We start from the raw sequence: 23,439 nt of genomic DNA on the forward strand, positions 1-23,439 counted from the left end.
CGATCCTCCTGGCGCCACCGGCTGGGCATCTACGACGACAACCCCCTGGAGGGCGTCAAGAGACCCCAGTACGATCCGAAGCGCGCGGTCATCCCCTCCGTCGCCCAGCTACGTCAGATACGCACAGTCGGCGACGACACGTTCCTGCTGTTCGCCGACCTGAGGAGCGGCTGCGGCAGGCGCAGCTGTGAACCCGTGATTCCGCGTGAGCTAGGCTGTCGCGCCACCAGCCCATGTAGACGCGGTCGTCGCCGTAGCTGCCGTACTCGTTCTCGATCTGCACGGCGACGCGGCCGCCGTGTGCGGTTTGACGAGTGGCGATGATCGGAATCAGGACATCGAATCTGCGGCTTACTTCGTTGATGCAGTCCCGGTGGCCCCTTTTAGGACGCACGCCGTGTCGCCCGGTCAGCCAGGCAGGCAGCCCACCGTTGTCCCATTCGGCGCAGATGTACGGGCCGGGCCAGACGATGGCGTCCAGGCCGGGTTCCTGCGCGAGTCGGAGGAACTCCGGCAAGTCGCGCCAGCCGTCGAAGTGGTTGTCGTCGCGGTGGCGTTCATGGAAGTTCCACGGCACATAGGTGTTGACGGGGCGGGTCCGAGAGCGGCGAGCCGCTGGAGGCGGTCGGCCCACAGCTCGGGGTGGACGCGGAAGTAGTGCAGGGAGCCGGACAGGATCCGGTGTGGCCGTCCGTGGCGCAGGAACGTGCCGTCGATCCAAGTCAGTGCGGGACGTGCCCGCGTCTTCGTGAAGTCGGGGACGGGGGCCTCGAATCCGGCGGTGGGAAGGCAAGGAGTCACTTGACGGCTCCGGCAGTCATGCCCGCGCGCCAGAAACGCTGGAGTGCTAGGAAGGCGACCAGGAGCGGGGCGATGGACACCAGTGATCCGATGACGACGAGGGGTGGGGGCACCGCGACATGGCTGGCGTTCCATCCGACCAGACCCACCGTGACCGGCTGGAGCTGACTGTCGCCCAGCACCATGGCCGGGAGGAGGTAGTTGTTCCAGATCTCCACGAACTGAAAGAGGAAGATCGTTACCAGGGCGGGCTGCATCATCCGAACTGCGATTGTACGGAAGACCCGGAACTCGCCCGCGCCGTCGAGGCGCCCGGCTTCGAGGACCTCGTCGGGCACGCTCTGTTCCGCGAAGACTCTGGCGAGGTAGACGCCGAAGGGACTGACGATACTCGGAAGCAGGACTGCGAGGGGACTGTCGATCAGGTGGACGTCCGAGAACAGTAGGTAAAGCGGCAGCGTGAACAGCACCTTAGGCACGAGGACAGCGGCCAGAACCAGAAAGAAGAGCACTGCGCGGCCGGGAAAGTCATACTTGGCCAGGGCATAGCCGGTGAGGGCTGAGAGAATCGTGCCGACCAGCGCGCCGACACCGCAGTACAGGATGCTGTTGAGCATCCAGTGCCAGAAGATCCCGTCGTCCTGACTGCTGAGCCGGGTGATGTTCTCGAACAGCCCGAAGCCGTCGAACCACAGGCCGCTACCGCTGAACTGTTCTCCGAAGGGCTTGGTCGCCGCCACCAACAGCCACCACAGGGGGAAGAGGAAATAGAAGGCGGACAGGCTTAGGAGGGCGAGCACGGTGACACGGCCGGCGGGGCTGGCCTCGCGTCGCGGTCTGATCCGGGCGGTGGTGGGAATCACCGTGGTCATGCGTGGTCTCCTCGGCGGGTCAGCTTGAAGAAGATGAGCGACACCACCCCTACGGCCACGGCGAGCAGGACTGACTGGGCTGCCGCGTAAGGGTAGTTACCGGACAAGACGGCGTTCTGCGCCGACATCAGAGGGGTGAACGCGGAGGTGATAGACCCGTTGGCAACCGGCTGGAGCACGGCCGGTTCGTTGTACAGCTGTGCCGAGCCGATGATCGAGAACACCGTAGTGAGCACCAACGCCCCCCGTACAGAAGGAATCTTGACGCTCCAAGCGATGCGTAGGGCGGACGCTCCGTCCATCCGCGCGGCTTCCAGCACTTCCGCCGGGATGGACTGCAGGGCCGCGTAAATAATGATCATGTTGTAACCGGCCCAGCTCCAGGTGACGATGTTCGCCACGGACCACAGCACGAGGTCGTCGTCGAAGAAGGGGATGGTGACGGCGAGCGGTTCGAGCAGCCGGTTGAGCGGGCTGGACGTCGACGAGTACATGAAGGACCACACGAGCGCGGCGCTGACGCCGGGGATCGCGTAGGGAACGAAGCTCGAAAGGCGGAAGAAGCCCCGCCCTCGGGCGGATTTGGAGTCGATGAGCAGGGCCAGGACCAAGGCGATGCCTAGCATGAGGGGGACCTGGACGATGCCAAAGAGCGCGACACGGGCAAGCGAGGCGGTGAACGAACCGTCATGCAGGGCACGGGTGTAGTTGTCCAGCGGTGCGAAAGCCTCAGTGGGCGCGGTCAGCCCCAGGCCGGACCGGCGAATGACGAAGAGACTGCTGTAGGCCGCGTACACGATTGGCGCGAGGTACATCGAGATGAACAGAACGACGTACGGAGCACAGAACAGCAGTGGGCGTAGCCGCCGGGGGCGGTCGGGCCGCGCCTGGTGGGACGGGGCGGTGGCTGCCGAACGCCGTCCGGGGGCGCGGCGCGCGGTGGAGGCTTGGGTCACGGGCGTTCCTCACTATGGCCGTCGTCGGACCGGTGACAGGCGTCCAGGCGACGGTCGGCTGACAGGGCGGCGACCCGCCGGGCGGGAGATGGGACCCCCGCCCGGGGACCTGCTTAGGGGGCGACGGCCAGGCCCTGCTTGCGCATCTCGGTCACGGTGGACTTCTGTGTGTCGCGCAGTGCCTGCGCGATGGTGCCCTTGCCGGTCCAAGCCTTGCCCAGGCCGTCGTTGAGGTCTGCGGACGTGCTGGTCATCAGAGGGCCCCAGGTCCACTCGGGGTCGACATCCTGGGAGGCGGTAGCAAAGACGTCGTAGATCTGTTGCCCGCCGAAATAGGGATCGGCCTTTAGCTGCGGCAGGTGCAGCAGCCCGCTCGCTGCCGGATAGAGCGAGGCCTTCTCGATCAGTCCCCCGAACGCATGCTCATCGGTGCTCAGCCAGTGGGCGAACTCCCAGGCAGCCGCTGTGTTTTCGCAGCCCTTAAGAATGGCCGTAGCCGAACCGCCGGCGTTGCCGACCTCGTTTTTGCCCTTCTCCCACTGAGGCATGGGGGCGACGGCCCACTGTCCGGCGCCCTGCTTGGCGCCACCCTTGATGACTCCTGCCTGCCACACGGCCCCCACCACCGTGGCGATGTTGCCGTTGCCGAGGCCTGTGTACCAGGCCTGGTCGTACATCGGGGCGCTGCTGATTAGGCCGTCCTCGACCAGACCTTGCCAGTAGTCGGCCACCTTCTTGTTCTCCGCGGAAGCCATGGTGACCTTCCAGGAGTCGTTGTCGACGCTGAACCAGTCGGCGTCGGCCTGCCACGCGAGGCCGGCATAGTCGTAATCGAGGTAGGGCGAGGAGATGAACCGCTTGGGGTCGGAGGCGTGGATCTTCTTGCCGGCGTCGCGGTACTCGGCCCAGGTGGTGGGCGGCTGGAGGCCGAGGGAATCAAAGAGCTTCTTGTTGTAGAAAAGGGCCATGGGGCCAGTGTCGACGGGTGCGCCGTAGACAGCGCTGCCGAGGCTCACGGAGTTCCAGGCGGCGGGCTGGTAGTCCTGCTTGGAGGAGGCGGCGTACTTCGCGACGTCCTTCAGGGCGCCTTGAGCGGCGAAGCTGGGCATGGTCTCGTACCCCACCTGTGCCAGACAGGGGGCGTTGTCGGCCTTCACGGCGTTCAGCATTTTTTGGTAGCCGCCCTTCGCCCCGGGCTGCACTGTCTGGTACGTGACCTGGATGTTCGGGTGGCTGGCGTTGAAAGCCTTTACAGCGTCCTCGTAGCCCGGAGCCCAGCCCCAGAATGTTACCGATGCCTTCTTGTTGTCGACCGAATCTAGGCCAGAGTCCGATCCGGAGCAGCCAGTGGCCGACAAAGTGAGGGCGAGACCGCCTATCGCTCCGGCAAAGCGAACCAGATTGCGCTTCACAGCTCCTCCTGAGTGCCATGGCCGGCTATGGCGGCGTCTTGGACGGGCCGCTTGGCCGACCGTGGGGAAACGACTACGCGATGCGTGTCGATGGCTGAGACTATGGCATCAAATGTTATCGATGCCAACAGTGGTGATAGAGCGAGCCCCCTACCGGGCGAACCGCACGTGAGCGCCGATGTGGGCGATATCATTGAGAGGGTTCATCGTGTGGAAGGGATCTCATGGGGAAGAGTGGCAACAGCAGCAATGGGACTCGCCCGCCGGGCATGGCGGATGTCGCGCGAGTGGCTGGCGTGTCCGCACAGACCGTCTCGCGGGTACTCGCCGGGCATACCAACGTGCAGGAGAAGACCCGCGTGAGGGTCCTGGCCGCGGTTGACCAGCTCGGCTACCGGCGTAACAACGCCGCGCGCATACTCTCCTCTGGCCGCAGTCGCACCATCGGAGTCGTAACTCTCCGGACGAACTTCTACTCGAGGGCGGCGGTCACCTCGGGCATCGAGAACGCGGCCAAGGAGGCGGGATACGCGGTCAGTACCGCCACCACCACCTCGCTGGACACTTCTGCCATTGAGAACGCGTTGTCCCGGCTGGCCGACCAGGGTGTGGAAGGGGTCGTCCTCGCCGTACCGCTGATCCATACCAACGGCCGGATCGAGCAGCTCACCCGGTCCACCCCCACCGTTACCATCGACGGATCACGCACCGCCGCCACGGGGGTCCTCGCCCTCGATCAGGCTGAGGCCGCTCGCATCGCCACCCGGCACCTCCTCGATCTCGGCCATGAGACTGTCTGGCACATCTCCGGTCCGCCCGAATGGCTCGAATCGGCACAGCGTCACCACGGTTGGCAGACAGCCCTCGAAGCCGCGGGCCGTTCGGTGCCTCCTCCGCTGGAAGGTGACTGGTCGCCAGCTTCTGGGTACCGTAACGGACTCGTCCTAGCCAGGATCCCCGACGTCACCGCCGTCTTTGTCGCCAGCGACGAGATGGCGTTCGGGGTGATTCGAGCTTTGCACGAGGCTGGCCGAAGCATACCGGAGGACATCTCCGTGGTCGGGTTCGACGACATAGAACTTGCTGAATACTGCTCGCCATCGCTGACCACCATTGCCCAGCCTTTTCAGCAGGTGGGCGCCCTTGCGGTGACACACCTGCTCCGTCAGATTGAGGCGCCCGGTGCCCCACCCAAACCGCACGCCGTCGAACTACGCCTCATTGTGCGCGCCAGTACGGCCGCAGTTCCCAGCCGTTGACCGTCGGTCCGCCGCCGGAGCCGAACCGCCGGCGCCTGAGCGGCACTGAGCAGACGCGGGGGGGCCGGTCCGAACCACCTTCTGGATCAAGTGATGCCAGTGTCGAGAGGTGGTCGTGGTCAACCTAGTTGTGTGGAACGCCAGCCCTCCATATTGTCCGCCCCTTGGCGTTGGCCCGTTGGTCCACCGCCCCACTTCCGGTCGCCACATGCTGCCACGGTATTGAGCCCAGTCATGACCGCTCGATCACCTAGCAATCACCACGATTTCCCGCGAGGGGAATCTCGCCTCGCCGCGATCTTCCGCTCCGGAACGCGGGCAGTCGGCCGCGTTTGGTGTGTCGGCTACGACGTCACCGTCACACGCGACACGTATGCAGCCATTCCTGTCGATTCGACACTCCTACGTATCTTGGCGATTCGGCTTGCATCAGGACTACTGCGACGGTTCCCGCAGCCCAAGTGTGGCATCTGCGTTGCACCACCTGTCCGCAGGAGGAGCCGCTGAGCAATCGGGCGCCTCAACGGGCCAAGGCGGAGTTTTATACCTACCACTCAGGGCTCACAAACTTGCGCCGCGCAGGAACGACCCTCAGACGACCGCCACCCGACCGCGAAGGCCGGCGACGGGGCGTGGAGAAACTCAGGCTGTTCAAGATGGTCAAGGCTTCCTCGATCAAGTCCCGGGCTCAGGCGATCAACCAGCTCAAGGCCGTTCTTGTGGCCATCGACCCCGAGCTCCGCGAGTCTCTGGCTGGCCTGAACAACCCCAAATTGATACGCACTTGCGCCGGGCTCGACAGCTCGGCCTCCGGAACGGCAGGTGCCGCCGCCCCCACGCTCAGACTGCTGGCCCGCCCGGATCAGCACCTCACCGAGGAGACCGAAGATCTCACCACGCGGATCGGAGACGTCATCACGCAGCACAATCCGCAACTCCTGGCCTGCTACGGCGTCGGCCCCTCGACACTGCCGCGATGCTTCTGATTGCAGCAGGTGACCACCCGGAACGCCTCCGCAGCGAGGCCTCGTTCGCAGCCTTCTGCGGCGTCGGCCCAGTCGAAGCCTCCTCAGGGAAAACCAACGTCGGCGCCTCAACCGGGGCGGAAACCGGCAGGCCGACTCCGCCCTCTACACCATCGTGCTGGCCCGTCTCCGATGAGACACCCGCACCCGCGGCAACTTGGACAGGCGCGTCTCCGCACCTCGCGGCACAGTAGCTTGCGCTCCGTGGGTGTGGGCGTCCCGGCCCGCGACCAGCACCCGGCCGCCTCGTGGTGCGCCTGTCGTCGACAATCTTCCGCTTTTGTCGGCCGGGGCGGGCGGACGGTCTCCCGGTGATCGGCGGCGTCGATACCCGCCTTCCGGTCCCGTCGGGGACCACGGAGGCGCCGGCCCGTCAATCGCCGCGCGGACATGGCGTACTTCTCCGCCGAATCCCGGGCCTGGCCGCGCGAGTGCAGGCTCGTCCCGCGGCCCGGCATCGAGTTCGGCGAACGCCTCGGTCGACACCGCTGGAAGATCGAATGGTCGATCGCTTGGCTCCGTCCGCTACCGTCGCCTCACCGTCCGATACGAAGGAAGGGCTCGCACTTCCTCGCTCTTCTCGCCCTGGCCGGCTACAAGAAGCTCGCGAAACCTGCGACGTGAGATACCCTCGTGCTCCCGCACTTGCTTCCGGCGCTCCTGCACTGCGCATTTCCATGCGACGCACTGTAAGCCGTTTGCAGGCAAGGGTGCATTCAAGAACGAAAGTTTACGTATTACGTAGGGGCACCTGCCCGTAAAACTCTTGAGGCGCGTCGCAACCTGGGGGAACAAGCCCGAGGTTCGAGTTTCTGCAGGAGAAGTTCCTCAGCCGCCCCCTTGACGGCGGCACGTCACAGCCATTGAGTCAACGCGGCAGAAGTGCAGTTCAAGGGTGAGGACGGCTTTGGCTGCGGTCGTGAGCCAGGTCGGGCTGCAGCGTGCTGTGCGGAAGATCCGCCAGGTCTTGAGGCGGGCCATGCCTCGCTCGACGGGGTAGCGCAGGCGGGCGTGGGCCTTGTGCAACGCCTGCTGGCGCAGGCTGAGTTCTTTGCCAGGGCGGCGCCTTTGCCCGTTGGCGAAGGTGCCGCCGGCTCCGAGGTTCGCCAGGTCGGCCAGTGCCGGGATGCCCAGTCGGCGGCACGTGTTGATGATGCGGTGTCTGCGGGCCGCGGTGAGATTGTGGGTGCGGCCGGGCAGCACCACTGAGATCCACAAGATCGTGCCGTCCGGAGCGGTGACCACTTGAACGTTCACTCCGTGGCGCCGGTGCTTTCCCGAGTAGTCGCCGCGTGCGTCACCGACCCGGTCGCACTCCGCCAGAGTGCCGTCGACCAGCACGTACCCCGCTCGCGCCTTGACTTCGCGCAGGGCGCGGGTCAGCCCCGGTGCCTTCTTGGCCAGGAGTGTCACGACGGAGCGGACGTAGGCGTGCGCCGTGTCGACGCTGATCCGGAAACCGGCCGAGATCTGGGCGAGGGTGGTGTGCTGGCGCAAGTACACCAGCGCGACCAGCGCACGCTGGCGCGCAGGTACTTTGCACCGCCGGTCACCCTCACGGAGGACGATCAGCATCGTTACCGTCTCTACGAGAGCGTGCGGACGGTCGAGTGCGGCAGGATACGTAATCAACGGGGCTCCCCGGCAAGCGAGATGAGATGTCAGACTCCTCCCTCAACTGCATGGGAGCCCCGCCCGTTGTGCCGCTACGGCCCCACCACCGACCTCACCCGATCGGTGACCACCCTGAAAAGCTCCCTGACTCAGGACACTACGAGCCAACCACGGTCACATCGTTTACTGGACACACCCTGATCCGCCGCTACACCATTTGGCGGAACAAACATGCCGCCGGCGAACGCCTCCGCGAGGTCGTGAACAGGGCGAACGTTGCCTGATGCGGCGCTAGACGCGGCGGTCCTGGCTCAACACTCCACTACGTTCACGGCCAGTCCGCCCCGGGAGGTCTCTTTGTACTTGACCTTCATGTCGGCACCCGTCTCTCTCATCGTCTTGATGACCTTGTCCAGGGAAACGACATGGGCACCGTCACCGTGAAGCGCCATTCGGGCGGCGCTGATGGCCTTGACGGCGGCAATGGCGTTCCTCTCTATACAAGGGATCTGTACCAGGCCGCCCACGGGGTCACAGGTCAGCCCGAGATTGTGCTCCATGCCGATTTCGGCAGCGTTCTCAACCTGCTCGGGTGTACCCCCAAGTACCTCCGCCAGGCCCGCAGCGGCCATCGAGCACGCGGAGCCGACCTCACCCTGGCAGCCCACCTCCGCCCCGGAGATTGACGCGTTCTGCTTGAACAGGGCACCTACGGCGGCGGCGGCGAGCAGGAAGCGGACGACGCCGTCCTCGTCCGCTCCCGGCACGAAACTCACGTAGTAGTGCAGCACCGCCGGGACAATCCCCGCAGCGCCATTGGTAGGGGCAGTCACGACACGGCCTCCCGATGCGTTCTCCTCATTGACCGCCAGCGCGTAGAGAGCCACCCAGTCCATGACGTCCAGTGGGTCTTCCGTACGACCGCGCTTCTCGACGAGCATGCGGTGGAGCTGCGGCGCCCTCCGTCTGACCCTGAGTCCTCCGGGGAGTGTCTCCTCAGTCCGGTTGCAACCTCGCCGCACACACGCCCGCATCTCCTCCCAGATGCCGAGCAATTCCGAGCGAACCGCGCTTTCGGAGCGCCAGGCTTCCTCGTTGGCAAGCATCACTCCGCTGATGGGGAGCCTGGATTCACTCGTCCGTAGCAGCAACTCAGCAGCCGATACGAACGGATGGGGCACCATCGTGTCGTCCGGCTCGACCGCTTCCCCACCACTCGCAGCCTCGTCGATGACGAAGCCGCCGCCCACGGAATAGTAAGTACGCTGGGCTATCTCCTTCCCGTCCCGTCCCAGAGCGCGGAACCGCATGCCATTGGGATGAAAGGGCAAGACGCGCCGACGGTGGAGCACGAGGTCTGCCTGCTCGTCGAACGCAACCTCGTGTCGTCCGAGCAGTGTGAGGCGCCCCGTCTCCCTGATGAGCCGGACGCGGCTCTCCACAACATCCGTGTTCACGGTGGCCGGGTCCTCCCCTTCCAGCCCCAGCAGTACGGCCTTGTCGGTGCCGTGTCCGCGTCCCGTGGCTCCAAGAGAACCGAAGAGTTCGGCTTTGACACGATCCACCTGCATCAGATGGCCCGCTGCCGCCAAACCGCATGCGAACATGCCGGCCGCCTTCATGGGACCCACCGTGTGCGAGCTGGACGGCCCTATGCCAACCTTGAATAGGTCGAACACGCTGATCAACACGCTGGGTCTCCTTCGCCAAGCCCTACTCAATGTTGCGTTTAACGCAAAGGGTTGCGCTTACTGAAACGAAACACAACCCTTGGGTTTTACGGAGGGAGCTGGCCGCCCTCATGTGCCCTGCGGCGAACGAGATGGGTGCGGTACGTCAGGGTTCGGCGTTCCGTCGGCACCTTGCGGTTAATGCGCAACCCTCCGGCGGCAGTCAGTCGGCGCCCACCGGGCGAGTCCAAGCCGAGGCACCCCGCCGCAGGGCCGGTTACATCCGTCGGGGTCAGGACACAGAGACACGAACGCCAGCGTCAGTCCATGTGCCTCACGCGCACGCTTGCGCACCTCGCTGCCGAGCTCCGCCCGACAGGCGCTGGCGGAGCCGCGCTCGTCCGGCGGGAAGCCCCAGGTATCGCCGCCGCCCTGGTCAACCCGGCAGGGTGAGGAGCGACCGCAGCAGGACCGTCAGCCCTGCAACGAGGCTGACAGCGACGTTTCAGACGGCGTCTGCGGTGCGCCGCCCGACAGTCCGACGGCGACCAGTACTGCTTGTCCCAGGGCTGTCATCCCTGGCGCAGCGCGATGCCAGACGTGTGAAGCGGCTCCGTCCATGCCACCTACAACGACATGCCAGCCCCATCCTTCGCCGCGCGCGAAACCCGAGCGGCCGGCTCACTGCCCACCAAGGCGGCGGACGCCATGTTGACCGACCCGAGGCGCCCCCCGGGAGGCTCCCCGTCTTGTTACTGACCTTTCCGTCTGGTTGTCGGGGCTGACATTGCTAGATCCCTGCGGTACGCCGTGGCCATGAGATATGCACAGGGTGGTGGTCTCACTCCGCAGGGCCAGGCCGCGCGGGAGCGGGTGCGCATGCTGGCCGTCGATGGCTTTGCGCGGGGTGAGAAGAACACGGTGATCGCGACAGAACTGCGGGTCAGCGTCCGGTCGGTGGAGCGGTGGCGCCGGTCCTGGCGCGAGGGAGGGCGACAGGCACTGTGCTCTTCGGGGCCGGCCAAGCGGCCGAAGGTGGGTGACAGTGGCTTCGCCGTGTTGGAGCCACTGTTGCTGGAAGGCGCGATGGCTCAGGGCTGGGCGGATGAGCGGTGGACGCTCTCGCGGGTGCGGCTGCTGATTGCAGAGCAGTTGGGAGTGTCGTTGTCGGTCCGCGGAGTGTGGGAGTTGTTGCGGCGGCACGGCTGGTCGTGTCGGCAGCCTGCCCGGCGGGCGGTCGAGCGGGACGAGACGGCGGTGGCCGACTGGGTGAAGGAGACATGGCCGCAGGCAAAGCCACCGCGGCGACGCTCGGGGCATGGCTGGTCTTCGAGGATGAAGCCGCTGTCTCGATGACGTCGCACCACGCACGCACCTGGGCGCCCAGAGGGAACACGCCTGTGGTGCGGTTCAACGGCGCGTCCCGCGGCCGCATCTCGATGGCTGCACTGGTGTGCTTCAAGGCCGGCGAACGCAGCCGTCAGATCTACCGTCCTCGCATCCAGGGCCATCACCGAGGTGCCCACCGTGGCTTCACCTGGCAGGACTACCGTGACCTGCTCGTGCGGGCACACCTTCAGCTCGGCGGTCCCGTCGTGGTGATTTGGGACAATCTGAATGTTCATCGCTGCAGTCGATTACGTGAGTACGCGGCCGAGCAAGACTGGCTCACTATCGTCCAGCTGTCCAGCTACGCACCCGACCTCAATCCGGTCGAGGGCATCTGGTCTTTGCTCCGACGCAGCACTACCGCCAACGTCCTCTTCCGCGACCGCGACCACCGTGTCCAAGCCGTCCGCAGGGGCCTGCGCCGCATCCAACGACGCACCGACCTCATCGAGGGCTGCCTCGCCGAAACCGGCCTCTCGCTCAACACGACAACTCGACGGAAAGGTCAGTACGTAGCTTCCCAGCAGCACCAGCTCCGCGTCCTTGGTCGTGCGCACCCGGTCCACTCGAAGGCCTCGGACCGTGCCCAGGCAACTCCTATTCATCTCCGTTACAAGCGCATTGCTCTTGACGGATATGTCCCGTCATCGGATGGTCAAGCGCACACTGAGGCCGTCAAGGGCGTTCCGGCCACTCCCCGGGCGAATGACGGGGCCGCGTCGTCCGCGCTCCCGACCTGTGCCCAGGATCCGACCAACGAACCGGAGCTCAGCCATGCTTCCTGCCCGTCCGCTGGCAGCGGCCAGTGTCCTTGCCCTCCTCGCTCTGTCTCTGTCTGCTTGTGGCGAAGAGGTGCCCATCCCCACCGTTGCCGCGGTGCGGTCGGCGACCTCTGCCGAGGATCTGGGGGGGATGAAGCAGTTGGTGGCAGCTGCCCAGCGTGAAGGGACGTTGAACGCTGTCGCGATTCCGAGAGACTGGGCGAACTATGGAGCCCTGATTGATGAGTTCGAGAGACGATATGGCGTCAAAGTGAACATCCGGAACCCCTCCGGCTCAAGCAGTGAGGCCGTCAGCGCCTTGAGACGCCTAGGGGCTTCCCCGCAGGCCCCAGACGTGGTGGACATAGACCCCGCTCACGCCGAGACCGCGGCAAAGCAGGGGCTGTTCGCTCCCTACCGTGTCGCCACCTACGCAGACGTACCCGCGGCCCAGAAGGATCCGATGGCCCGGTTCTACAGTAACTATGGCGGCTATGTCTCCATTGGTTGTGACGCCGGTACTCGGACAGCCTGCCCAACGACCTTCTCCGACCTGAAGAAGCCGGAGTACAGGGGCAAGGTCGCGCTGAACGGTGATCCTCGGCACTCCGGTTCAGCGCTTAGCGCAGTGTTCGCCGCGGCCCTTGCCAACGGCGGATCCTTCGACGACGTACGTCCCGGTATCGACTTCTTTCGGGAACTCGCTCACGACGGCATCTACATCTCCACCCAGCCCTCGCGGAAGACCATCGTGAGTGGCGAGACCCCCATTGTCATCGACTGGGACTACCTCAATCAGCAGCACTGGCAGGAGGTGGCCGGCGAGCAGCTCTGGACAACGTGCATCCCCGTGGATGGCGAATTCTCGCGGTACTACGCAATGGCGATTAACGTGCGCGCTCCCCATCCGGCCGCCGCACGGCTGTGGCAGGAGTACCTGTTCAGTCCTGAGGCACAGAATCTCCGGCTGGAAGGTTTCGCACGTCCTGTCTTGATGACCGCGATGGAGCGAGACAAGACGCTCCATCTGCCGGCTGCTGGCTGGCTCCCGATGAGCTATCGCGCCCCCACAGAGGCCCCCACTATCGCGCAGATCACGGCGGCTAAGAAGGTGGTGGCGAGTAGTTGGAAGGACGTGCATCAGCCATGATTGGGCTGTTGGACGTTGGAGTCGAGCTTCTTCGGTCAGGGCTCGACTCCAACGTCCGCCGCTCAGGGTCGCGGTCCTCCTCGACCTTGGTCGACGTGAGACGACGCAAGGTCGCGACGGAGCCTCTCTGCGAGGACATCGACGGCAGGAGGATCAAGGACTTCGAGGTGGTGCCCGGGCACATCAACCACTGCGAGGTTGCGGCAATAGGCGCTCCAGCCGAGACAAGATTCGGACCGCTCGTACCTCATCTCACGGACAGTGTGAGGTGCGGGCTCTGAGGCCCGGTACAGCAGGGTGCGGCCACCATATGGCCTGGGGGTGTGGCGCTCACCGCTGCGGAGGTCGATGGCGGAGTCACGCTGGTGAGTGAGGACCGCTGGTGGCAGAGCATTCAGCTCTGCGAGTGCATCGGCGATGACGCGGACCTGCTCGGTGTCGTTCAGTGCAGCCAGGAGGTCGTAGTCCAGTGTCAGTCGCTTCCCGTAGGTCTGTTCAACGTAGTGGGCGAAACCGGCGTAGCGGCGCACTGCCTCGTCGTGGGGCGACAGCCCCGGGGCAGGCAATGGCAGGATGGAGTCGATCAGGACGACCGCTTCCACCCGGACGCCGCCTTCACTGAGCAGGCGTGCGGTCTCCTGAGCGACTACTCCGCCGTAGGACCAGCCGCCGATGACACAAGGCCCCTGAGGGTGCCGGGCCGTGATCACTTCAGCGTAGCGCTGGGCTCGGGCTTCTACGTCCACAACATCGTCGAAACGGTCCAGGCCGAAGCACGGACGTCCGGGCTTGAGCCTGTCGGCAAGACTCTGGTACACCGACGACGTTCCACCGGCGGGATGGACCAGGTACAAAGGGGCCTCAGTGCCTGCGGACCGCAGTGTGCGCAAGCAGCCGACCGATCCGTGTTGTATGCGGGGTCGCACAACGGTGGCGATTTCGGCCAGCGATCCGCCCGTAAGCCATAGTTCTCGGCGTGAGATGCTGGTGCCGAGTCTCGTGGAGAGAGTCGCCGCGAATCGCTCCATGGCCTCTGGCTCCGTACGCAGAAGTGCCGGTACCACCCGGATGTCAGTCTCGCGAGGCTCGCTGCCGGCCACCGTGTTCCAGGTGTGCAGTACCAGCCGCTCTGCCTCGTCCCGGGGAGCGACGGCTGGCCGGTCAGGTCCGGCGGAAGCCGTCCTAGGGCGTTCGAGGTGAGCGGCCGTCTCACGCAGGGACGCCCCCCGAGTAAGAAGACTCGCCGGAAGTTCCTTGTCGAAGGTGCGCATGATCGCCGCCTGAATACGCTTGGCCAAGAGCGAGTCGAGACCGAGCTGGGTCAAGGGGGCATCGACGTCGAGCCGGTCCGGCGAGTAGCCCGTGATCGAGGCGACGAGGCGGTGCAGCTGGGGTAGTACCTGCTCGTCGTGCGGCGGAGAGCCGGGGATCGCTCGGATGGCGGACGGCTGTCGCTCCTCCGGAGCGCCCTTCCCTGATGAATGAGGACCGTCTCTGTCGGGAGCCACGGGCCAGAATCGCTGATGCCGCCAGCGCGGCAACGGCACATCGACGACGTGCCCGCGTGGTGCGAGAGCCTCCGGTGACACCTCCACACCGCAGGTGATGAGACTCGCCAGACTGGTCCGGAAGGTCTCCGCGTTGTCCGTGTCCTTTCGCATGGAGGGGATTACCAAGGCGTCGTGGATGTCGAGTGCCCGCAGGTTTTCCAAGACAACGGACGTTTGCGTGGGGTGTGGTGACAGCTCGACAAAGGTGCGCCCGCCATCGCGGACCGCCGCTTGCACAGCATCCGCGAAGCGCACCGGCCTGCGCATATTGGCTGCCCAGTACGACGCATCGCAATGGGGATCCTTGAGTACGTCCTCGTCAGTGGTGCTGTACATCGTCGTGTGCGGTCGCCGCGCGCGGAGTGCGGCGAGCCGAGCCTGCAAGTCCTCAAGCAGCGGTTCGACGGATGGTGTGTGGCCTGCCACGCCCACGGGTACGAGCCGAACGGTTCGACCTTGTCGGCCCAGTCTCTCGGCGAAGGAGCGGACGTCTTGCACCGGACCGCCCACCACACACTGTGTGGGTGAGCCGTACGCGGAGACATGGATGCCGGCGCCGTCCGGGACGAACTCGCGCACCGCTTCCCCCGGCAGGTCGACCACAGCCATGGCACCGCCAGAGAGACCGGCGAGCAAGCGGGACCGTGTCGCGATCACCCGCACGGCGTCGTCGAGGTCTAGCGCGCCGGCCGCGGCCGCAGCGGCCACTTCTCCCATGGAATGACCGATGACGGCAGTGGGATGCACACCGTAGGACCGCCACAGTCCCGCGAGCGCCATCTGAACGGCGAACAGGACGGGTTGAGCCACCTCGGGACCGCCGAAGTCGGTGTCGGCTTGCAGGAAGGCTCGCAGGCCGAAGCCGCAGTGCTCGGCGATCAAGGGCTCAAGTCTGGTGATCTCTGCGGCAAAGGCCGGTTCCGTCTCCAGCAGCCGCTTGCCCATGCCGGGCCACTGTGCGCCGTACCCTGGGAAGATCCAGACGAGCCCCCCAGTAAGGTCGGCTGCCCCGCGGACGATGCGCGGTGACGACTGTCCAGCGCTGAGCCGCTGTAGGGCGGTGGCGGCCTGTTCGTTGTCGTGCGCCACCACCGCCGCCCGCGCCGTGCCCCGGCCGACGCGTCCCGCGAGCGTGCGGGCGACATCACTCAGGACGGTGTGCCTGCCGCGTCCTACGGCGAACCATTGAGCAAGACTGTCCGCCTGTGCGTTTAGTTGCCAGGCTGTAGGCGCATCCAGCAACAGCACGGAAGGGGCCGGCACCGTGGCGTCCCGTGTCCCTGCAGCGGGTGTGGCCGACTGGTGCTCTTGAAGGACGACGTGGGCATTCGTCCCGCCCATGCCGAATGCTGAGACACCAGCGGTGGCACGGCCGGAGTACCGGGGCCAGGGCCGCGTCGCGCTGACGACGCTCAGGCCAGCTTCGGCCACGTCGAGGTGGCGGTTGGGCACCGAGTAGTGAAGGGACCGCGGAATCTCGTCGTGAGCCAGCGCGAGGACAGTTTTGACCAGGCCGGTGATTCCGGCTGCGGCTTCCAGATGGCCAGTGTTGCTCTTAACTGAGCCGATCAGCAACGGCCTGTCCATGTCACGGTCCTGCCCCAGGACCGCACTCAGCGAGCCGGCTTCTATCAAGTCCCCCACGGGCGTACCCGTACCGTGCGCCTCGATGTAGTCAACGTGGGAAGGGGCGACGGGGCCGCGGATGTGGTGGGCCTCGTGGAGAAGCGCACGCTGGGCGGCTGCGTCGGGGGCGAGTAGGCCGTTGGACCTGCCGTCGGAGTTGACGGCGGAGGAACGGATCACGGCCAGTACACGGGCGCCCGAGCGCTCGGCGTCCGCCAGTCGTTTGAGGACGACGACCACGCATCCTTCGCCGCGGACCATACCGTCGGCTGTGCCGTCGAACGCACGGCAACGCCCTGTCGGTGACATGGTTCCCGTCTCCTGCAGGGCACGCGTGGTGGCGGGAGCCAGCAGGAGATTTACACCACAGGCCAGTGCTGTGTCGCTCTCTCCGGTGACGAGGCTGCGGACCGCTTGGTGGACGGCGACCAATGAGGATGAGCAGGCGGTGTCGAGCGCCATGCTGGGCCCTTTGGCATCCAGCACATACGAGAGGCGATTCGCGGCCATACTCAACGCGACACCGGACGCCGTCCAGGCATGGACCGTTTCCGGACGTTGGGCGGTGAGTTGGGCATACTCCGCCGTACTGATGCCGACGAACACACCTGTCCTGGTGCCCGCTATGTCCCGGACGGGTATCGCCGCGTGGTCCAAGGCCTCTCGGGAGACTTCCAGAAGGAAGCGCTGCTGAGGATCCATAGCCAACGCCTCGCGCGGAGTGATGCCGAAGAAATCGGCGTCGAACCCCGCGATGTCGTCCAGGTACCCGCCGTGCCGGCTGACACCGGTGACTTGGGTGTCGCCGCCGGCGTCGAATGACCGCCATCGGCCCTCCGGCACTGTGCTGACCACATCGCGCCCCTCCCGGAGCACCCGCCAGAAATCGGCCGGACTGTGCACCCCTCCAGGCAGACGGCAACCGATGCCGACTACCGCGATCGGTTCGTCGAGTGACGTTGACTCCTGATGCAGGTCGCCCTCTGGCGATGCTGTGTGTATCTTTTCCGAGAGATGACGCACGACCTGGCCCAGCGTCGGGTACTCCCACAGCAAAGTCGGCGCGAGCGTTGCTCCCGTCAAGGCGCTCAGTTCACCCGTCAGAGCTATCGCGTCGCGGGATGTCACGCCGTACTCGGCGAACGGCGTGTCGTCGGCTATGTCGTGCGGTGCCATGCCGTAATCGGCGCACAGGCGCTCGACGACGGCGCTACGGATGCTCTTGGCAGCGGTAGGTCGTTCGCTCATGACAGCCGCCCTCCGATTCCGAGGTCCCCGGAAAGGTACAGCGCCTTGCATGCGGAGCGGGAAACCTTGCCGCTCGATGTCCGCGGTACGGTTCCTGGTGGCGCCACATGAAGGGCTTGGAGCCGTAGCCCGTGATGGTGGGACAGAGCGCCACGAGCCTGACGGACCGCCTCTTGGCAGTCTTCCAGGCCAAGGACCAAACCGTGTCGCTGCTCGGCGACGACGACGAGTCCTGGAGCCGCGTGCTCGTCGAGGTCAACGCTGAACGCCGCAAGGTGGTCTCGTCGTATCCATTGCACCGCTTCCTGGACCGTCTGCTCAAGGTCCTGCGGATAGTGATTACGGCCATCCATGATGATCAGGTCCTTCAGCCGCCCTGTGATCAGCAGCCTTCCGTGATACAAAACCCCCAGATCGCCGGTCCTCAGCCAGACGCCGTCCTTGTGGCCCACTCGAGTCGCGAAGGTGTGCGCGGAACTCCCGTCGCGCCTCCAATAGCCGACTCCCACGTTGGGACCGGAGACGGCGATCTCCCCCACCTCGTCCGGATCAGCCGGGGTATCGCTGCCCGGCCGGACCACGCACACCTGCTGTCCGGTCGGTTGGCCGCAGGTGACAGCACTCACCGCGGTCGGGTCGGCAGGACTGCTCTCCAGGATCCTGCCCTTCTCAAGTGCGGAGCGGTCGAGCATGACGGTCTCGGGCGGACGGTTCACCGGGTCTGTGGACACGAAAACGGTTGCTTCTGCCAGACCGTACGAGGGGCAGTGTGCCTCGGGGCGAAGCCCCGCTCGGCCAAGAGTGCGCTGGAACCTGGAGACCGTCTTAGGGCGAACAGGCTCACTGCCGTTGATCATGACGCGGATTCGGCTCAAGTCGGCGGACAGCAACTCCGTTTCCGGCACCTTGTCCAGGAGATAGTCGTAGGCGAAGTTGGGGGCCCCGGTGATGGCACCGGGCACTCTCGACAACAGCCTCAGCCAGCGGGCGGGCGCACGCAGGAAGTCGGCCGGATCCATGAGCAGCGACGGATAGCCCCCCACCAGTGGCAGCGCGATCCCAAGCACGAGACCCATATCGTGGAACAGCGGCAACCAGCTCACGCCCGTAGTCGGCCCCGCGAGCCGGTCCTCCAGATACGCCGACGCTGCTTGTCGCGCGTTGGCGACGAGGTTCCGGTGCGTGACCATGACGCCCGCGGGCTCACGTGTCGACCCAGATGTGTACTGCAGGTAGGCCACTTCCTCCAGTGCTGGCGCCGGAAGGCTCACCGGTTTCACCGCCATCGGAAGCCGGTCAACCGCGAGCGTGTGTCGCACTACGATGCCCTGCTCAGCCGTCCATGCCCGCAGGGCGTCGATGGAGCGGGAATCGGTGAGCAGGACGGATGGCTCGCTGTCCACCAGGGCCGCCGCTGAGCGAGCATCGTGAACCGCGTGGCCGTGCGCCGGGAGCGGCACCGCGATCACCCCGGCGTACAGACAACCGAGGAAGGACGCTACGTAGTCGGTTCCCTGCGGGAGCATGATGGCGACGCGATCGCCCGCGCCGGTGCGGGACAGAATTTCTCCGGCGATGCTGACCGCGAGATCGTGGGTGTCGACCCATGTGAGCGACTTCCATGTACCAGCGGGCTTCGTCTCCGGGAACGAGAGCATCGAATAGGCGACTTCGTCGCTCAATTGGTAAGCCCGCCACCGCATGTATTCGGCGAGCGTTCGTTTTTCGTCCAACATGCACTCTCCCAAGTGACCAATCAGGAGATCGGATCACAGAAACGGCCACAAGTGGAATCCAGCGGCCATCGGCTGATGCCCGACCTCTCACGACCCTAGGGTGACCAGGGGGCGGCGCGCGTGTCACAAAGGGAAGAACCAGAGGGATCGAAAACTGTCCATCGCTGACAACTGCAACCGAGCGTCATTGAGCTGCGAGCAGCACGGCCCTATCACCGTTCCCTCTCCTCAATCGGGGGCGTCGGCCGGGCTCCTCACAGATCGGACTCCATGCGGAAGTGACGGGCGCAACGGGTCAAGTGGGGTGGTTTGCCGGCTGCGCAGTACGAGTTCCAACTCGAAGCGGAGGTCGGGATCGCGGAGCCTCGCTCCGTAGAGTCCCTCCAGTTCACGCATGTGCTGTCGCACCGCCCTTGGGTGCAGTCGGAGCCGTCGTGACACGGCATCCCCGTCGCGACCCACCCGTAGCCAGGTCAGGAGCGTCCTAGCGAGGCGCTCCTTTTGCCCTCGTGGCAGCGGTGCCAGCGGCCCCAGGTGTTGGCGGGACAGCACGTCAAGCAGCTGCGGGTCACGGAAGAGCTCAAGAGTAGGCGCATGATCATCGCAATGCACCACACCCTGCTCATTGACGATCCCCGATCGGCGTAGGAACAGCAGGTCGGATGCGCACCGCAGCGACCCTGTCCAGTGGGCGATTTCGACCGCGGGTCCCACGCAGAAGGGCTGATGCTCGAGGAGTCGGCGCGTATATTCTCGGCCGCTTTCGAAGGTCGGGATCACCAGGACGAGCATGCCCTCGACGTAACTGTGGGCCACATTGGAAGGAGCGCGAAAGCCGCTGTCCACCGCGTCGTCAGCGATGACGGCCACCGCTACCGGAATGACGGAGCTTCGTTCGTCCGGCACATCGGTAAGTTCCGGCCGGAGTTCGCATACAGCGCTGTCGGGACATACGGAAACACACGCCGGCGGATCGGTCGCCAGATCATCATTCGCCATCCTGAGAATTTCCCCTTCAGCATCATTCGTGTGTAACGCACACGACGGTAAGCTGGTGGGGACAGCGAAACGGGGTGAGCCCTGGCTTTTCATCGCGTCTCTCCAGTTACCGACTCGTAGGTCGAGCACCCACGGACAAGCACTGTTGAATCGTGAGCTCCTCGGCGTCGGCAGGAGCCTTGATCCTCCACACCCCCTACCCGCCCGCCACGGGGCGCGCAACGGGTGACCGAGTCTGTCCAACACCGGTCCCGGGAGCGCAATCCCACGATCCATACCGGGTGCACGAAGGCGCCGCCATCGGCCCCCGCCATGGCCAGAACGACTGCGATCAACACCGCGAGAAGGAAGTCGGCGGCCAAACAGGCAACATGACGGCAGCCACCCAAGCTTCTCTACCGACGCCAGGACAGCCGTCGCCCTCCGCATACCACAGCCGACCTACATCGGAACCCGGAGAGAATACCTGTTATGACTGGGAGTGATCGACATTGGCCGTCGCAGATAAATTCAGTACCGACTAGCAGCGCCTCGATTGGATCTACCACCGTTGTCAGGCTGATAATTGATGCGATCACCGACTATTTGCCATGCGGCGAACAGACCCATTGCAAGACGGAGCGCCATGCCTACGCCATTACCCTTTTCCCCCCACCCATTCCACCCAGGGGAGCGGCACGTCTGCTGCGCTCGGAAGGCTTGCTGATGGCTACACAGGAACGCGTACGCACCTGCTCTAGCGTTGACAATCCATCGACCCTCATCGTCATGCATACGTATGAGCTTGCTCAAGCTTTGGCAACAACGCTTCTACGTCCCCTGGCGAGCTTCACGCCCAGGCGAAGGGAGCTGTTCGAGCAGACTCTCCTCGCGTGGCTCAAGTGGGGTGCGGCACCAGAGGTGGCGAAAGCGTTGCAGGTACACCCTCAAACGGTGCGCTACCGCATGCGTCAGATCGAGAAGGTCTTCGGAAACGCTCTACGAGATCCAGACACTCGTTTCGCCATGGAACTCGCGCTGCGCAGCCGTGACCTGGATGCGGCTCGAACCCGCATGTCGCGCGCGCGGCCAAATGGCGTGAGTGGGCAATTGATGCCACAGCCCTGGTCTCCGCCTCAAGTACGTAAGAACGGAGGATGATTGCTGGTGACGACTTCGTGCTACACGCCACCGGTGTGGCCGATTGGCGAGGGACTGTAGAAGAGACGGATTGGCCCGTAGCCGGTGGTGACGCCGCGAATCCGGCGCGTCCGTGCATCTGTCTCGTGATTCTCTAGGGTCGGTCGATTTCGAGCCCGTTGGTGAGACTGTGCAGGTGGGGCAGGGCGACGGCGCGGGCGGCTGTGATCCCATCGGTGAGTTTCGTGTCGTTGCCCTCGGCGGGTTTCAGCAGAGCGGCGAAGCCGCTTGTGAGATCGGCGAGTGCGGTCATCTCCGGGCAGGCCGCGGCGATCTTCTCCAACAGGGCCGTTTCCTTCGGGCGTAGATTCTCAGGGTCGGTATGTAGGAGGCGGCCGACGTGACGCACCGTGGTGACGGGGCGGTCGCCTTCGGCGCGGCCCTGGTTGAGGAAGCGGACCAGGAGGTTTGCGCTGCCGGTGTAGCCCAACTCCCGAATCTCCTCGAAGGGGTGGGTGACCGGGACGGTTGGTTCTTCGGCACGGCGCCGGCGCAGGTGCTCGCGGTAAGGGTCGACGAGGGTGGGTCGGTAGGCCGGGGTGAGACGCAGGGCCTGAGGTTCAGGCATGCGGACGTAGCGTTTGACGGTGTTCAGGGCCAGGCCCAGGCGACGAGAGCAGTCGAGCAGGCCGATACCTTGGCCGACGTTCGCGGGTGGTCTGCTCGCGTACTCCGCCGGGAGGAGGCGGATTGATCGTGGCTCAGCAGCCGGCATGCGCGCGGACCGCGAGTGGGGCTTTGTCGCAGAGGTTGCGCCAGAGGTGCCATCGGTCGCTGACCTGCACCGCGTCGGGCAGGGCGCGGCGGACGGACTCGGCGTAGGTGGCCGAGCCGTCCCGGCACACGTCCTCGATCCCGGGATGCACGCGCAGCCAGGACTCCAGCGTGGCGGCCTCGCGGTCGGGCAGGACCGCGACGCGTCGGCCGGTCTCGGCATCCGTGACGATCGTGGCGTGGCGGCGGCGCAGGGCGAAACTGTGCACGCCGATCACCCGCGGGATGGCCTGCTGCGGCAGCGGCAGGCGCCGTAGATGGCGCAGTGCGGTGCTGCGGGAGACGGGCAACGGCCAGCAGAGCGGCGAGGCGTGCGGCTGCCCGGCCGCATAACTCCCGCGCCACCTGCGATATCTGCCCAGCGAGAGGCACAGTGCGGCGCTGGTGACGCTTCAGCAGTCCGGGAACCTGCTCACGGAAGGTCTGCCGGGAGCAACCCAGCCCCGGACAGACCAGCCTACGTACGCGCAGGTGGACGACGACCGGGCGGCCGTCGACCCGCACGTCCCGCACCGTCCGACGGTGGTACCCGTGCACCCTCGCCGTCGCCGTTCGGCACACCGGACACGGCACCCCCCATCCTGGGTGCAGGCCGTGACCACCACCTTGTCACCGTCGTCCGTCGCGTCCTCGCAGGGCCTACAGTCCAGGCAACACCGTCCCGATAAGGGAGTCGACACCATCACAAGATCATGATCGCGGATGACTGCCCGGGCTCACCACCGACTACGAGCCAGAGCCGTTTACTGGACAGACCCGTCTACCATGCGCGTGAGGCCTTGAGGGCCAATTCGTTGTGGGTGAAGGTGCTCATGGTAGAAGGCTTGTGGATCGTGGACTGCCCCTCTCCTGGGCTGTGAGCGGAGGACCCGGCCTGCTCGCCCAACGACCGCTTCAGGTGTACGTGAAGGGGGCCTGCAAACCGACCATGCCGGGAGGCCTCGAGTCGAACAAGGTTCGGAACCTCGGATGTAAAGCTGAGAGTAATCGGCAGCATCCGGCTTGTGGATGTCGCCCACGTTGGCCGACCGCGGGGACGGACGTGCCCGCCTATCCGGCACTCCATACTCTTCAAGGCCGGCAGGACGGCTGCCAGGGCAAGTCGAGTCCGCCTGTTCCATGGCGGTTGCAGTTCGGGGCCAGACGCTGGGAGGCTTACCGGAGCAGCTTGAAGACATCGCCGAGATGGGTATGGAGCACAATTCGGCGTATGGGTGCCACAGTTCCGGGAAAGGTAGCCACCGCAGCCAGTGGTGCCCGTGCCTCAGCGGGCGGCCGCACTCAGAGCGTTCCGTGTTGCTCGGTGGCGCGGCGCGGCGCCCACCCGTGCCAACCTGCTGAGGAAGGCTGCCCGGCCCCCGGCGTCGAGCGACGCCAGCGCCGTCAGACCAACTACGTGCCGGGAGTTCGTTGTGATC

The 23,439-nt window shown here is 65.5% G+C and carries 15 protein-coding genes and 4 pseudogenes; 8 read left to right on the top strand and 11 right to left on the bottom strand.

The features are described 5' to 3' along the window. Positions 1–88 precede the first annotated feature (88 nt). From ACWGH0_RS22335 to ACWGH0_RS22355, 5 genes and pseudogenes are all read right to left on the bottom strand, one after another. Positions 89–634 carry a beta-galactosidase gene (locus tag ACWGH0_RS22335; protein WP_453405951.1) on the bottom strand — a complete coding sequence of 182 codons (546 nt, stop codon included), beginning with the start codon at positions 632–634 and terminating at the stop codon, positions 89–91. Positions 635–648: 14 nt separating this feature from the next. Then, positions 649–801 (bottom strand): annotated as a pseudogene (locus ACWGH0_RS22340) (hypothetical protein); the annotation flags it as partial. Beyond that, positions 798–1,673, bottom strand: a complete 876-nt coding sequence (locus tag ACWGH0_RS22345) for a carbohydrate ABC transporter permease (RefSeq protein WP_453405952.1) — start codon at positions 1,671–1,673, stop codon at positions 798–800. The pseudogene ACWGH0_RS22340 and the gene ACWGH0_RS22345, both read right to left, overlap by 4 nt. Beyond that, positions 1,670–2,629 carry a carbohydrate ABC transporter permease gene (locus ACWGH0_RS22350; RefSeq protein ID WP_453405953.1) on the bottom strand — a complete coding sequence of 320 codons (960 nt, stop codon included), beginning with the start codon at positions 2,627–2,629 and terminating at the stop codon, positions 1,670–1,672. The genes ACWGH0_RS22345 and ACWGH0_RS22350 overlap by 4 nt, the downstream gene beginning before the upstream one ends. A gap of 113 nt (positions 2,630–2,742) precedes the next feature. After that, complete coding sequence (locus tag ACWGH0_RS22355; protein ID WP_453405954.1) at positions 2,743–4,041, bottom strand: ABC transporter substrate-binding protein; 1,299 nt, start codon at positions 4,039–4,041, stop codon at positions 2,743–2,745. 269 nt (positions 4,042–4,310) lie between these two features. Between ACWGH0_RS22355 and ACWGH0_RS22360 the strand changes: the two genes are divergently transcribed. The 3 genes from ACWGH0_RS22360 to ACWGH0_RS22370 all read left to right on the top strand — a co-directional run bounded on the left by ACWGH0_RS22360 (position 4,311) and on the right by ACWGH0_RS22370 (position 6,519). Beyond that, the gene (locus tag ACWGH0_RS22360; RefSeq protein WP_453405955.1) at positions 4,311–5,300 is read left to right on the top strand and encodes a LacI family DNA-binding transcriptional regulator; all 990 of its coding nucleotides are present in this window, start codon (positions 4,311–4,313) and stop codon (positions 5,298–5,300) included. Positions 5,301–5,932: 632 nt separating this feature from the next. Continuing rightward, positions 5,933–6,286, top strand: a complete 354-nt coding sequence (locus tag ACWGH0_RS22365; RefSeq protein WP_453405956.1) for a hypothetical protein — start codon at positions 5,933–5,935, stop codon at positions 6,284–6,286. Further along, a complete protein-coding gene (locus ACWGH0_RS22370; RefSeq protein WP_453405957.1) occupies positions 6,277–6,519 on the top strand; it encodes a transposase in 243 nt (80 codons plus the stop codon). The genes ACWGH0_RS22365 and ACWGH0_RS22370 overlap by 10 nt, the downstream gene beginning before the upstream one ends. Before the next feature lie 634 nt (positions 6,520–7,153). Here ACWGH0_RS22370 and ACWGH0_RS22375 read toward each other — a convergent pair. Next, positions 7,154–7,957, bottom strand: coding sequence for a transposase family protein (locus ACWGH0_RS22375; protein ID WP_453405958.1), 804 nt, complete (start codon positions 7,955–7,957; stop codon positions 7,154–7,156). A gap of 179 nt (positions 7,958–8,136) precedes the next feature. Here ACWGH0_RS22375 and ACWGH0_RS22380 point away from each other — a divergent pair. Continuing rightward, a pseudogene (locus ACWGH0_RS22380) lies at positions 8,137–8,223 on the top strand (transposase); the annotation flags it as partial. 27 nt (positions 8,224–8,250) lie between these two features. Here ACWGH0_RS22380 and ACWGH0_RS22385 read toward each other — a convergent pair. Then, positions 8,251–9,630: an L-serine ammonia-lyase gene (locus ACWGH0_RS22385; RefSeq protein ID WP_453405959.1), complete on the bottom strand. Its 1,380-nt coding sequence runs from the start codon at positions 9,628–9,630 to the stop codon at positions 8,251–8,253. 795 nt (positions 9,631–10,425) lie between these two features. Between ACWGH0_RS22385 and ACWGH0_RS22390 the strand changes: the two are divergent. Together ACWGH0_RS22390 and ACWGH0_RS22395 are read left to right on the top strand one after the other, a co-directional pair. Next, a pseudogene (locus ACWGH0_RS22390) lies at positions 10,426–11,483 on the top strand (IS630 family transposase); the annotation flags it as partial. A gap of 427 nt (positions 11,484–11,910) precedes the next feature. Beyond that, on the top strand, positions 11,911–12,909 hold the full coding sequence (locus ACWGH0_RS22395; protein WP_453405960.1) for an ABC transporter substrate-binding protein: 999 nt from the start codon (positions 11,911–11,913) through the stop codon (positions 12,907–12,909). A gap of 62 nt (positions 12,910–12,971) precedes the next feature. On the opposite strand, the gene ACWGH0_RS22400 is transcribed toward ACWGH0_RS22395, so the two are convergent. From ACWGH0_RS22400 to ACWGH0_RS22410, 3 genes are all read right to left on the bottom strand, one after another. Then, a complete protein-coding gene (locus tag ACWGH0_RS22400) occupies positions 12,972–17,333 on the bottom strand; it encodes a beta-ketoacyl synthase N-terminal-like domain-containing protein (protein ID WP_453405961.1) in 4,362 nt (1,453 codons plus the stop codon). Next, the gene (locus ACWGH0_RS22405) at positions 17,330–19,069 is read right to left on the bottom strand and encodes a fatty acyl-AMP ligase (RefSeq protein ID WP_453405962.1); all 1,740 of its coding nucleotides are present in this window, start codon (positions 19,067–19,069) and stop codon (positions 17,330–17,332) included. The genes ACWGH0_RS22400 and ACWGH0_RS22405 overlap by 4 nt, the downstream gene beginning before the upstream one ends. Positions 19,070–19,297: 228 nt before the next feature. After that, entirely contained in the window at positions 19,298–19,861 is a 564-nt protein-coding gene (locus tag ACWGH0_RS22410) for a PucR family transcriptional regulator (protein ID WP_453405982.1), read from the bottom strand. Here ACWGH0_RS22410 and ACWGH0_RS22415 point away from each other — a divergent pair. Both ACWGH0_RS22415 and ACWGH0_RS22420 read left to right on the top strand, forming a co-directional pair. Next, a complete protein-coding gene (locus ACWGH0_RS22415) occupies positions 19,757–20,104 on the top strand; it encodes a hypothetical protein (RefSeq protein WP_453405985.1) in 348 nt (115 codons plus the stop codon). The two genes, ACWGH0_RS22410 and ACWGH0_RS22415, sit on opposite strands and share 105 nt — an antisense overlap. Before the next feature lie 732 nt (positions 20,105–20,836). Then, a complete protein-coding gene (locus ACWGH0_RS22420) occupies positions 20,837–21,208 on the top strand; it encodes a PucR family transcriptional regulator (protein WP_453405963.1) in 372 nt (123 codons plus the stop codon). A 136-nt stretch (positions 21,209–21,344) separates the two neighbouring features. Here the strand turns inward: ACWGH0_RS22420 and ACWGH0_RS22425 are convergent. Next, positions 21,345–22,725, bottom strand: a pseudogene (locus ACWGH0_RS22425) (ISL3 family transposase); the annotation flags it as partial. Positions 22,726–23,439 lie beyond the last annotated feature (714 nt).

This window comes from Streptomyces sp. NPDC054887, assembly GCF_053610585.1.